The following is a 12,454-nucleotide window of genomic DNA, read 5'->3' as shown; positions in this document are numbered from 1 at the left end:
CTCCTTGGTGACGCATCCGGCCTTCTTCGAGTACCGGACGCCTGAAACTCACTTTGAAACTTATTTCTTTTCCGTTTCAGATTCCGCTGAACCTGCTTCTTCCGTATCGCCGCGCAGACCATCGCCCAGATCATCACCGGGAATGCGGCCTTCACGCAAAGCTTTGTCCTTGCGCAACGCATCACGGATCAGATCATCGGTCAGAACCAGACGCGCATCCGCAATCAGATCGAAGGGAATGCGAACGACGGGCTCATTGCCATAGGAAATCTGATCGCTTTCGATCACGACCGAATCGCCATCGCCGATCACGATACGACCGCGAAATTTTTTGCGGCCCTCATGAACAATCGACGTTTCGACCTTTGCGATGTGCCCGGCCCAATCGGTAAAATCGGACTTGCGCACCATCGGACGATCAATACCCGGCGACGAGATTTCAAGATGATACTTGCCGCTGATCGGATCTTCGACATCGAGAACCGGAGCCACGGTGCGGCTCAACAATTCACAATCCTCAACCGTCATGGTGCCGTCAGACCGCTCGGCCATGATCTGCAATGTCTGGCCATTGAGGCCGGAAAGGCGCACACGCACAAGGCGGAAACCCAGCGTATTGATCACCGGCTCCACAATGGATGCTATTTTTGCATCGATGCCCGTTTCGCGAATGATACGCTCATCTGCGGTTACGGCCTCAGCTGCCTGTTCGTGTTCGCTCACTCGATAAACCTTCTTCACTGGGCCGCAGGTAACAAAAAAGAGCGGGTCCGGGAGGGCCCACTCTTGTTCAAACGACCAAGAATTTGAGACTTATATACCAGCCGATGCTGATTTTTTCAAGACCCGCATCTGAGATAGATTACAGGCGGATGAAAGTGAGGTAGGCCGCACGGCGACCTTCCCGAAATGCCTTGGCTTCATAACGGGTTCCCGGCCAGCCATCATAGGCATTGTTCCAGTCGTCCGGGCCTTGTGCCTGCCACTCAAAAGCCGGATGTCTGCGGCAATGCTGAAGCGTCCAATTGACATAATGTTCGATATCGGACGCAAAGCGGAATTTTGCACCAGGCTTCAGCAGACGTGCGAAACGATCGAGATTGGCATCACTGACAAAGCGCCGCTTCCAATGGCGACGCTTGTGCCATGGATCGGGATAAAACAGGTCAATTCCAGAAAGCGACGCATCCGGCAGCCAATCCAGCACATCGGTCGCATCTTCATCATAGAGGCGAAGATTCGGGCGTGGCGCGTCATGAAGCGCTGTGAGCATTTTTGCCATACCGTTGACGAAAGGCTCGACACCGATAAAGCCAGACTGCGGATAACGGCCGCTCTCATGATGGAGATGTTCGCCACCACCAAAGCCGATTTCCATACGCACATTTTCAACCGGCGCATCAAACAATGTCCGCAAATCCTGCGGTGCAGGTGTGTCGGGGTCAAGTTTCAGGCGCGGCAGCAGATCCTCAAACAGACTGTTCTGATGCGGACGAAGCGGCTTGCCATGACGGCGGCCGAAAAAATTTCCGGCCGCACGTACGGGATGATTTTCATCGCTCATTTAAAAACAGTCACGCTGAAAGAGCGCTCTTCAATGCCTTTGTGAGATCGGTTTTTTCCCATGAGAAAGAACCATCACGACCCGGCTTGCGGCCAAAGTGACCGTAGGACGACGTCTTGGCATAGATCGGCTTGTTAAGATCAAGATGTTTGCGGATGCCGCTTGGCGACAGGTCCATAACCTTGCGCAGGGCGTCCTCAACGGCTGCTTCTTCCACCTTGCCCGTGCCATGCAGATCGACATAGACGGAAAGCGGCTGTGCGACGCCGATAGCGTAGGAAAGCTGGATCGTGCAACGGTCTGCAAGATTGGCAGCAACGACATTCTTGGCAAGATAGCGCGCGGCATAAGCTGCGGAACGATCAACCTTGGTCGTGTCCTTGCCCGAAAAGGCACCGCCGCCATGCGGAGCTGCGCCGCCATAGGTGTCCACGATGATCTTGCGGCCTGTCAGGCCTGCATCGCCATCCGGTCCGCCGATGACGAATTTGCCGGTCGGGTTGATGTACCAGTTGCAGTTTGCGGCAATCGGAAGATCGCCAAGCGCCTCGCGAATATAGGGTTCGACAACGGAGCGAACCTTGCTGGAATCCCAGCTTGCATCCAGATGCTGTGTGGAAAGAACGATCTGGGTTACTTCCGCAGCCTCGCCGTTCTCATAACGCACGGTTACCTGGCTTTTGGCATCAGGGCCGAGCTTGCCCGGATCGCCTTCGCCCTTGTGGCGGGCTTCTGCGAGCTTTTCGAGAATCTTGTGCGAATAATAAATCGGCGCCGGCATGAGATCAGGGGTCTCGCGGCAGGCATAGCCAAACATGATGCCCTGATCGCCCGCACCTTCTTCGCCCTGACGGTCGGCTGCGTTGTCCACGCCCTGCGCAATATCGGCCGATTGCGGGTGCAAAAGCACATCAATCTTCACGGTGCGCCAGTTAAAGCCGTCCTGCTCATAGCCAATTTCGCGGATCGCTTTACGCGCAGCTGAACGGAAACGTGAAGGATTGATCAGCGGGTGACCATTCTTGTCATGCGCAATTGTGCCGTCCTTATTCTTCTTCAGGAACGTTTCAGGCACGCGCACCTCGCCGGCAATAACCACGCGATTGGTGGTGGCCAGCGTTTCACATGCGACGCGGACGGACCAGGGGTCAACGCCCGAACGGCGCGCCTCCTTGTAGATCATGTCTACGATTTCATCGGAAATACGATCGCAAACCTTGTCCGGATGACCTTCGGACACCGATTCGCTGGTGAAGAGATAAGAACTGCGCGACACGGGTAACCCCTCTTGAAAATCCAACGGACGACGATCCGTTATGGAAACACAGTAGCGCCCGGAACAATAAACAGGGTCCGGGCACATGTTTGTGTTAGCGAAGTTGGGATTAAACCGTCAATGCATATTCTTGTTGCGACACCGCGTTGCCGGAAAAAATTTGCCCGGCAAACGCTTTTTTTGGCGTGGCGACGGGTTATTCGCTCTCGGCCGCCAGTGACTTCACCAGATCGATAATCTTGCGGCGCACTTTCGGATCGGCAATTTTTGTAAATGCGCGCGTCAGCTGCACGCCCTCATTTGAGCTGAGGAAATCGACAACATAGGTCGCTTCATTGTCTTCGGCAAAGCCTGGCTGCGTGCTGGCATTGGAACCCGGTGCATCTTCAAAAAAGAAGGAAACAGGGACCGTGAGAACCGAGGAAATTGCCTGAAGACGGCTCGCGCCAACGCGATTGGTGCCTTTTTCGTATTTCTGGATCTGCTGGAATGTAATGCCAAGGCTTTCGCCCAATTTTTCCTGACTGAGACCCAGCATATTGCGACGAAGGCGGATGCGGCTGCCCACATGCACATCGATGGGGTTGGGTTTCTTCTTATTCTCAATCATACAGTGTCACTCCTCGCAACAGCGAGCTTTCATTCATGGCCTGTTCATGTGAACAGGGATAAAAATCAATATGGGAGGTAGTCAGACGAGTTCGCGCAATTAACCGTCACCGCGCTAATATAACAGCTTAACAAAATTGCCGTGTCAATGAAAACGCCTGCTGAAAGGCAGCCTGAACCACACGCATATGGCGAGTAGGGTTAACAGAACTGCAAGAGTCTGTTTGCCACCGGGGGCATTGCCCCAAAATGGCACACGTTCCTCCGGCAGATAGGCATCAATGACGCCCACCGCATCAAGCGGTAACTCATCTATGATTCGACCGTAAGAATCCACCACAGCCGAAATGCCGTTATTGGCCGCACGAACAAGCGGCAGCCCCTGTTCGACAGATCGCACCTGTGCCTGCCGGAAATGCTGATAAGGCCCCGGCGTGTCTCCATACCATGCGTCATTGGTAACATTGACAATCGCCGTCACCTTGCGGCCCGTATAAGACAGTTCATCAGGGAAAATCGCCTCATAGCAGATCAGCGGCAGGAAGGTCTGCCCTTCCATGACATTGATTGCGTGGCGCGTCTTGGCAGCGGTGAAGCCACCGGGCAATTCCACCACTTCCTGCAAGCCCCAACTGCGCAGCGTCCGCTCAAAAGGCAGATATTCGCCGAAAGGCACCAGATGCACCTTGTCGGTATAATCAATGATTGTACCCTGGCTGTTGATGGTCAGGATGGAATTATAATAGCGTGGCTCGCGACGCGGAACGCGTTCCTCCCTCACTGCCCCTGTCAACAGCACCTGATCATCGTCAATCACTTCAGAAATGCGTTGAAGCGCATCGGGCGTCAGCGAAAGGATATAGGGAACTGCGGTTTCAGGCCAGATAACGACATCGGGCCTTGGCTTGCCCTCAGCCGGCAGCTGTTTTGTCATGGCAATGAACTTGTCAAAAATCGCGCGGCGTTCGTTATCATCCCATTTCAGGCTCTGTGAAATGGAGGGCTGAACCACGCGGATTGAAAGCGTAGTACGCTCCGTATCAGGCGCTGGTGCACGCGATAACGTCCATGCGCCAAAGCCAATATGGGCAGCAAGCAAGGTTGCGGCCAGAACAATGCCGCTTTTGGCCAGACGCCCGCCGCTCAACAATGCCGGTGCGGAAAAAATAAGGGCCGCAAGCGCACTCATTCCAACCAGACCCACAATCTCGACCGATTGCATCATCATCGGTGTGGGCATGAGCGCATAGCCCAGCGCATTCCACGGGAAGCCGGTGAAAACAAAGGTTCGCAGCCATTCGACAAAGCCAAAGGCGACAGCAATCGCGAAGATGCGTCCAATGCCCTGCGACCAGAACAGGCGCGCGATCATCGCAGCCAACCCATAGAAAATCGCAAGAAATGCAGGCAGGCCAAGAACGGCTAAAGGAACCGCCCAGGCAAATTGCTCTGCATCGACAAGAAGGGCCGTGCCGATCCACCACAGGCCCGACACGAAATAGCCAAAGCCAAAACACCAGCCGATGAAGCCTGCGGGAAAAAACCGCCTTATCAGGCCTTTGTTCTTATCGGGGATAGCACCGTCAATCAGCCAGACCAGAAGCGGAAAGGCAACGAAACCGGCAATGGCAATATCAAAGGGCGGCTGCGTCAGCGTTGCGACAGCGCCACTGAGAAAAGCAACCAGCGCACGGCGCCATCCGCTCAATGAAGAGATCCTTCCCGCAAATCTCTCGATCATCAGGCCTCTTTGGATGTTTCCGTGGTGTTGCCGGATGCATCATCGGCGCCCACCGTGGATGGATGTCTGTGATTGTCCGCTTCAGAAAGCGGTACAATACGCACGCGTTTGACGCGCCGCGGATCGACCTCAAGCACATGGAACTCGTAGCCGGGGATCGCCTGTACGACTTCACCGCGCAACGGAATACGGCCAAGGACGGAGAAAATAAGGCCACCGACCGTATCGACATCCTCCCCGTGTTCACCCGCTTCAAAGGACGGGCCGATCTTCTGTGTGAGCTCATCAAGGTCCGCGCGTGCATCAACGACAAACACGCCATCGGCTTCTTCGGCGATCATGATTTCTTCGTCGTCATGTTCATCTTCGATGTCGCCGACAACCATTTCAACGATGTCTTCCAGCGAAGCCAGGCCGTCAGTGCCGCCATATTCGTCGATGACCAGTGCCATCTGGATGTGCGCTGCCTGCATGCGCGCCATCAAACCGCTCGCCATCATTGAAGGTGGCACAAACAGCACCTTGCGCATGAGATCAAGCTCGCCAATCGTTTTGCTAAGATCAATGCGACCTATATCGAACTTGGCGGGGCCTGCTTCACCGGCATCGCTTTGCGTGTTCTGGCGCGCCTGTCTGGTGATATAATTGAGAACATCGCGGATATGGATCATGCCGCGCGGATCATCCAGCGTTTCAGCATAAACCGGCATACGCGAATGACCGGAGGTTTCAAACAGTTCCAGCGCTTGCCAGAGCGGTGTGGAAATTTCTATCGCCACAACATCAGCACGCGGGATCATCACGTCTTCGACACGGATTTCCCGCAGGCGCAGGATGTTGTTGAGCATCGCCTTTTCTTCAGGCGAGAAAGCGGAATCCTGTTCGCTCTCCGTGCTTGAAAGCGCATCGGCGAGATCTTCACGCAGGGAAGATGAGTGCCGCGAACGCATAAATGGAAAAATATTTGCCAGAAGGGATCGCTTTTCGCTCGATTGCGAGCGCTGCGTACTTTGCCCCTCAGTGTCCTGTGTGTCGCCTCGGCTATCGCCAGCGGTGGATGAGTTGTTTTGGTCAGCCATGATCAATCTGTTTCAATGTTCACATCGGATACAGCATAAGGGTCCGGGATGGCAAGAGCATGAAGGATTTCGCGCTCGCGGCGTTCCATCTCCTCGGCCTCATCATCCGTCTCATGATCATATCCCAAAAGATGCAAAAACCCATGCACGACCAGATGCGTGAGATGGTTATCGAGCGGCTTTCCCTCCTCAACAGCCTCGCGTTCAACCGTTTCGCGCGCGATGATGATATCGCCAAGCATCGGGCCTGGCTGCTCGCCAGCCTTTACAGGGTAAGCCGGGAAGGACAGCACATTGGTGGCCTTGTCCTTGTTGCGCCACTCGGCATTGATCTTGCGGATGGAAGCATCGTCGGTAAAAACCAGACTGAGTTCGCTCTTGGCGGGTTGAAGCCCAAGATTATCCCAGGCCGCCTCCACGGAGCGCTGCACAAGTCCTTCAAGGACTGTTTCTTCCGGCCAGTTGCCGGCTTCGATCATGATATCGATTTGGATCGCGTTGTCTGACACTTCTGCCGCGGCTTGCGATGAAACAGCCGCTCTATCCTTCCAGTTGTTAAAAGAAGCGTCCGCTAAAAAGCGGACGTAATATTTTTAAATCGTCATTATTCTACGCGAATACAAGAATAATTTTGAATTATTCTGACCGGGCATGCTTTTTCGCATCATCGTCGTAAGCGCCAACAATGGCGGCCACCAGTGGATGGCGAACCACATCCTTCTCGGTAAAGCGCACCTTGACCACCGAATCCACGCCCTCAAGAACGCGCAGCGCCTCGACAAGACCGGATTTCTGACCGGGCGGAAGATCGATCTGGCTTGGATCGCCATTGACCATCATGCGCGAACCTTCGCCAAGACGGGTCAGGAACATCTTCATCTGCATGGAGGTCGTATTCTGTGCTTCGTCAAGAATGACAGCGGAATGCGCCAATGTGCGACCACGCATGAAGGCAAGCGGTGCAATTTCGATCACGCCAGCGGTAATGGCGCGTTCGACCTTTTCCGCAGGCATCATGTCGTAAAGTGCATCATAAAGCGGACGAAGGTAAGGATCGACCTTTTCCTTCATGTCGCCCGGCAGAAAGCCGAGACGTTCGCCTGCTTCAACAGCCGGACGAGACAGAATGATGCGCTCGACAAGGCCGCGCTCCAGCAGCATGGCTGCATGAGCAACTGCGAGATAGGTTTTACCTGTACCCGCGGGACCAACGCCAAAAACCAGTTCCGAGCGTTCAAGCGCACGCATATAAGCGTCCTGAACCGGCGTGCGTGCAAAGATTGTTTTCTTGCGCGTCGAAATCTGAGCTGATGAAAGCTTACCCTTATTCTCAAGGGTGGGCAGTATCAGCTGATCATCGGCAGCAATGGCCATGCGCAACGCGCCATCCACATCGGATGGCCCAAGTTCATGGCCCTTCTGCAAGGTTTCGTAGAGATTATCCAGCGCACGCCGTGCCTGTTCGGTGGCGGTGGGTTCTCCGCGAATGGAGAGCTGATTGCCCTTTGAACGCACATCAACGCCGAGCTTCTGCTCAATCCGTGCCAGATTCTCATCGAACTGGCCGTAAAGCGCACTGGCAAGACGGTTATTGTCGAATGTAAGGACGATATGGGCCATATCGGAGGCCCCGGATGCGGCGCCAGTTGCAGAACTTGGCGCAGAACTGGCAGCCGGGCTTGAAATTGTGTTTGTTTGCGTATGGATGGTTGGCTTGGCAGGCTTAAGTTTTTCCGTAGCGCTCAAACGCATCTCCCAAAGGTTCACGCATTGCAATCGCAGTCTTGGCAGGACGTTCGGTCAAAGGCTACGCACCGCGACTACTGCCTGAACAACATCATGCGCTTAGACGCGCTTTTGCGCAATAAGACTATTGGTACCAGTCCCCGTAATTTTTACGCGGATGATTTCACCGACCTGATCGTCATTGTCATCGATGATTGCTGGCAGAAGCCAAGGCGAACGGCCAACCATCTGGCGCTCGAAGCGGCCCGGCTTTTCCAGAAGCACATCCATTTCGCGACCGACCAGCGAATCCTGAAACGCATATTGCTGTTCGTTGAGCAATGCCTGAAGCCGTTGAAGGCGCTCATCCTTGACCGCTTCTTCAACATGATCGGGAAGATCGGCACCCGGCGTGCCCGGACGCGGCGAATATTTGAATGAATAGGCCTGCGCATAATGCACTTCACGCACCAGCCGCATCGTATCTTCAAAATCCTGATCGGTTTCGCCGGGGAAGCCAACGATAAAATCACCCGAAAGCGCCATATCGGGGCGCACTTCACGGATACGCTCAACCAGACGGATATATTCATCGGCCTTGTGGCGACGGTTCATCGCCTTGAGAATACGATCCGAACCCGCCTGAACAGGCAGATGCAAATAAGGCATCAGCTGGCGCAAATCACGATGCGCTGCGATCAGTGTATCATCCATATCGCGCGGATGGCTGGTCGTATACCGCAGACGTGCCACACCGGGAATGCGTGCAAGGCGGAACAGCAACTCGCCAAGCCCCCATTCGCGGCCATCATCGCCTTTGCCATGCCACGCATTCACATTCTGACCCAGAAGGGTCAGTTCGCGCACGCCGCTGTCAGCAAGACGCTCGGCCTCGGCCACAATCTGCGCAACGCTGCGCGAGACTTCCGAACCGCGCGTATAAGGCACCACACAGAACGTGCAAAACTTGTCACAACCTTCCTGCACCGTAAGAAAGGCTGAAACGCCGCGCTTGCGGGTTTCTTCGCGCTTGGGTGCTGGCAGGTGCTCGAATTTGTCTTCGATCGCATATTCGGTTTCGACGACCTTTTCGCCGCCACGCACACGCGCAAGCGCATCCGGCAGGCGGTGATAGGTCTGCGGTCCGATCACCAGATCGACATTGGGCGCACGGCGCAGAATTTCCTGCCCCTCGGCCTGCGCCACACAACCGGCAACGCCGATTGTCAGTTCCTTGCCATTTGGTCCGCGTGCATCCTTCATCTTGCGCAGCCGACCCAGCGCAGAATAAAGCTTTTCCGATGCCTTTTCACGAATATGGCAGGTGTTGAGCAAAACCAGATCGGCATCATCGGGCGTGTCAGTCGCAACATAGCCCTCAGCGGCAAGGCTGTCGGCCATGCGCTGGCTGTCGTAGACATTCATCTGGCAGCCATAGGTTTTTACAAAAACCTTACGCGTGTTGCTGCCATTCGGGTTTGTCTTGATATCGGTCATATTTTCGCTCATGCGCGGCTATCTAGCGTCTTTATCGCTGCTTTGGAAGGCGACAAACTAACACTCTCAGAGCATTTCCTATTTAGAATGAATCATAGGGAATGCTAAATCTCTTTGTTTTTATCGCATTATCCCACGCAAAATCGCTCCGCACTTTTGCTGGAAATGCTTTAATCTTCCGCGATTTCGCGCCCGAGCAGCGAGGTCTGCAACAACGCCCTCACCCGGTTCTCCATGGTGCGCGCCAGCGCCTTGCGGTCCGTTTCGGCGGTGACCACAATCGGCTCGCCAAAACGTATTTCAACATCAATGGCACCTTCGCGCAGAATGCCTTTGAGATGCGGCATCAGCTGAACATCGCCCGGCCATGAAGCAATCGGGCGATGGTATCGGCCCATCGCCATGCCATGCACGCCGGTATAGGCAATCGCGACCGGCTGCACGATGACTTCCGGCACGCCTGCTTCCCGGATTGCGGCATGGGCTGCACCAAACAAAGCGGTCTTAAACGGCAGCACACGATTGCCATCCGATGTCGTTCCTTCGGGAAACAGCACCATGGCGTCACCATCAGCCAGACGTTTTGCAATGTCAGAGGTTTGTTCGCCGGTCTTGCCGCGCCGTTCACGCTCCACAAACACCGTGCGCTGCAACACGGCAAAGAAGCCAAACACCGGCCAGCTTCTGACTTGTGATTTGGCAATGAAAGACACCTGCCCCGCAGCCGAAAGCACGACAATATCGCTCCACGATGCGTGATTGGCAACCAGCAGCAACGGTCGGCCTTCCGGCATCTCGCCGACGATTGTAATGCGGAAACCGAGCAGGCGCGCAATGATACGATGGAAGAAATTCGGAAGCCGTCGCTTCCATGTGTTTTTGAGTTTCAAAAACACATATTGCACCGGAATGAGCGACAGGCTGAGCGCCACCATGGCTGCAACAACCAGAATAATGCGGATGGCACCGATCATTGCGGCCTCACCAGATCGCGGCGCAGAATGAAAGCCGAAGAACGGCCATTGGCCGTTTCATAATAGGCAGGGCGATCACCGACCTTGTTGAACCCCATGCGGCGATAAAGAGCCAGTGCTGCGACATTGTTTTCATCGACTTCCAGAAACAGCGTCTCGGCGCGCTCCTGATAGAGATAGCGCAGCACGGCATCCATCAACGCATGGCCGATGCCCTGCTTGCGCACCGCATTGGAAACCGCAATGGTGAGAATTTCCGCCTCACCGGCAACGAGCCGCGCCAGCACAAAGCCACACGCCTTGCCCGGCTTGCCTTCGGGCCGCGCCACAAAGCCAAAAACGCTATCCTGCGCGATCAGCGAACGGAAATCGTCCGAACTCCATGCGTGATGGAAGGAAAGCGCATGAACTCTTTGAATTTCGCCGCTGTCATGAACATCAAGCTTTTCCACCGAAACGGGTTTGCTACCGAAGCGCAGAAACGAAAGTCCCATCACCGCGCATCCCCGTCCGCCCTGCGCGGCAAGGCAAATCCGGTTTGTGGCTTCACATCCGGTCCGCGCATATAGAGCGGCTTTGGTGCTTCACCCGGCGCGCCGATGGCTGCAAGCTTTGCATACGTGCCGATTTGACCCGTTGGCTCAGGGCGCACGACACTGAATGTGCCAGCCAGAATTTCATTGAGCGCAGCAGCAGCCGAGCCAGCCAGAACCGTTTCAGACGGCTGTTGCTGAATAAGCGTCAGCGCTTCGTCACGCGCGAGCACCATTGGCCCGGTTGTGGCCACCGCATCACCACCAAAGGCCTGCGCGTAGATTTCACCGCGATGCGCTTCAAGCAGCACCAGAACCGGCTGTCCCGGCTGGCTGAGCGCTACTTCAGCGGCAAGCGCATCAAAGGCGCTGATGCCCATAGCCGGACGGCCAAGAGCCAGTGCAAAACCGCGTGCCGCCGACACACCAATGCGCACGCCGGTAAATGATCCGGGACCGACATTGACCGCCACGCGATCAAGTTCAGTCATGGCAATACCGGATTGCTCCATCACGCGCCCGATATAGTCCATCAAAACTTCGGCATGACCTTTTCCGATATTCTCGCTTATTTTGGCAAGAACCCTATCCGTGCGCGAATCATAGACTGCGGCAGCACACCAGGAAGAGGCGGTATCAAGGGCAAGTATCTTCATGAGCCATCGGGTAAATCAGAAATCGGCTTGCGACAAGCAAAACACATGAATCTTGCGAAAATTACTACATATTTTCGGAACAAAACGCCATGCACGGCGTTAAAATTGAGGATGCGGGGCAATTTTCAATTTCGTATCCCTGAACCGGCCTTTCATTGAGATCTGGCGGGACCGGTTTCAGAAAACAAATCTGTTTTTCAACAGCGGTTTCTCAACGTTGGAAAAAGCCGGATCGTGCAAAGGATATGAGGATAAAATGTCCAAGAAGTCGATGCATGCAACCCGCAACGATCTTCCCTCCAATACAAAGACCACGATGATTGCGCTGCTGAATGAAAATCTGGCTGCGACCATCGATCTTGCCCTCATCACCAAGCAGGCGCACTGGAACCTCAAGGGGCCTCAGTTTATCGCCGTGCATGAATTGCTCGACACGTTCCGTTCCGATCTTGACGGTCATGTGGACACAATTGCAGAACGCGCCGTGCAGCTTGGCGGCACCGCCTATGGCACGACGCAGGTTGTCGCAAAAGACTCCAAGCTTAAAGCCTATCCGACCGATATTTACGCTGTGCACGACCACCTGAACGCACTGATCGAGCGTTATGGCGATGTCGCCAATCTTGTGCGCCAGTCGATTAAAGATGCTGATGAAGCAGGTGATGACACGACCGCAGACATTTTCACTGCTGCATCGCGCAGTCTCGACAAGGCGCTGTGGTTCCTGGAAGCCCATGTTCAGGAAAAAAACTGATTTTAGTGCTCTAAAGACCTATAAAAAGCCCGGCTCTAAGCCGGGC

Annotated in this window: 13 protein-coding genes; 1 reads left to right on the top strand and 12 read right to left on the bottom strand. The window is 54.8% G+C overall.

The window, feature by feature from the left end:
* Positions 1-60 precede the first annotated feature (60 nt).
* The 12 genes from rimP to tsaB form a co-directional block, all read right to left on the bottom strand.
* Positions 61-723, bottom strand: coding sequence for a ribosome maturation factor RimP (rimP, locus tag OPR82_RS01225; RefSeq protein WP_265982549.1), 663 nt, complete (start codon positions 721-723; stop codon positions 61-63).
* 139 nt (positions 724-862) lie between these two features.
* Positions 863-1,564 carry a tRNA (guanine(46)-N(7))-methyltransferase TrmB gene (gene trmB, locus OPR82_RS01220; RefSeq protein WP_265982548.1) on the bottom strand — a complete coding sequence of 234 codons (702 nt, stop codon included), beginning with the start codon at positions 1,562-1,564 and terminating at the stop codon, positions 863-865.
* A gap of 10 nt (positions 1,565-1,574) precedes the next feature.
* Positions 1,575-2,840: a methionine adenosyltransferase gene (metK, locus tag OPR82_RS01215; protein WP_265982547.1), complete on the bottom strand. Its 1,266-nt coding sequence runs from the start codon at positions 2,838-2,840 to the stop codon at positions 1,575-1,577.
* A gap of 196 nt (positions 2,841-3,036) precedes the next feature.
* Positions 3,037-3,450: a helix-turn-helix domain-containing protein gene (locus tag OPR82_RS01210; RefSeq protein ID WP_265982546.1), complete on the bottom strand. Its 414-nt coding sequence runs from the start codon at positions 3,448-3,450 to the stop codon at positions 3,037-3,039.
* A gap of 144 nt (positions 3,451-3,594) precedes the next feature.
* Complete coding sequence (gene lnt / locus OPR82_RS01205) at positions 3,595-5,190, bottom strand: apolipoprotein N-acyltransferase (RefSeq protein ID WP_265982545.1); 1,596 nt, start codon at positions 5,188-5,190, stop codon at positions 3,595-3,597.
* On the bottom strand, positions 5,190-6,269 hold the full coding sequence (locus tag OPR82_RS01200) for a hemolysin family protein (protein WP_265982544.1): 1,080 nt from the start codon (positions 6,267-6,269) through the stop codon (positions 5,190-5,192). Before OPR82_RS01200 ends, lnt begins: the two co-directional genes overlap by 1 nt.
* Positions 6,270-6,271: 2 nt before the next feature.
* On the bottom strand, positions 6,272-6,778 hold the full coding sequence (gene ybeY, locus OPR82_RS01195; protein ID WP_265982543.1) for an rRNA maturation RNase YbeY: 507 nt from the start codon (positions 6,776-6,778) through the stop codon (positions 6,272-6,274).
* A gap of 127 nt (positions 6,779-6,905) precedes the next feature.
* On the bottom strand, positions 6,906-8,015 hold the full coding sequence (locus OPR82_RS01190; RefSeq protein ID WP_265982541.1) for a PhoH family protein: 1,110 nt from the start codon (positions 8,013-8,015) through the stop codon (positions 6,906-6,908).
* 99 nt (positions 8,016-8,114) lie between these two features.
* On the bottom strand, positions 8,115-9,503 hold the full coding sequence (gene miaB, locus OPR82_RS01185; RefSeq protein ID WP_265982539.1) for a tRNA (N6-isopentenyl adenosine(37)-C2)-methylthiotransferase MiaB: 1,389 nt from the start codon (positions 9,501-9,503) through the stop codon (positions 8,115-8,117).
* Positions 9,504-9,661: 158 nt separating this feature from the next.
* Positions 9,662-10,465 (bottom strand): lysophospholipid acyltransferase family protein, encoded by an 804-nt coding sequence (locus OPR82_RS01180; protein WP_265982538.1) that lies wholly within the window; start codon positions 10,463-10,465, stop codon positions 9,662-9,664.
* Positions 10,462-10,962: a ribosomal protein S18-alanine N-acetyltransferase gene (rimI, locus tag OPR82_RS01175; RefSeq protein ID WP_265982537.1), complete on the bottom strand. Its 501-nt coding sequence runs from the start codon at positions 10,960-10,962 to the stop codon at positions 10,462-10,464. Before rimI ends, OPR82_RS01180 begins: the two co-directional genes overlap by 4 nt.
* Entirely contained in the window at positions 10,959-11,654 is a 696-nt protein-coding gene (gene tsaB, locus OPR82_RS01170; RefSeq protein ID WP_265982536.1) for a tRNA (adenosine(37)-N6)-threonylcarbamoyltransferase complex dimerization subunit type 1 TsaB, read from the bottom strand. The genes rimI and tsaB overlap by 4 nt, the downstream gene beginning before the upstream one ends.
* A 256-nt stretch (positions 11,655-11,910) precedes the next feature.
* Between tsaB and dps the strand changes: the two genes are divergently transcribed.
* Positions 11,911-12,408: a DNA starvation/stationary phase protection protein Dps gene (gene dps / locus OPR82_RS01165; RefSeq protein ID WP_265982535.1), complete on the top strand. Its 498-nt coding sequence runs from the start codon at positions 11,911-11,913 to the stop codon at positions 12,406-12,408.
* Positions 12,409-12,454 lie beyond the last annotated feature (46 nt).

Source organism: Ochrobactrum chromiisoli (genome assembly GCF_026241335.1).
In the GTDB taxonomy this organism is placed as follows: Bacteria; Pseudomonadota; Alphaproteobacteria; order Rhizobiales; family Rhizobiaceae; genus Brucella; species Brucella chromiisoli.
Note: the sequence above shows the minus strand (reverse complement) of the source record. Positions and strands in the feature narration are given on the sequence as shown.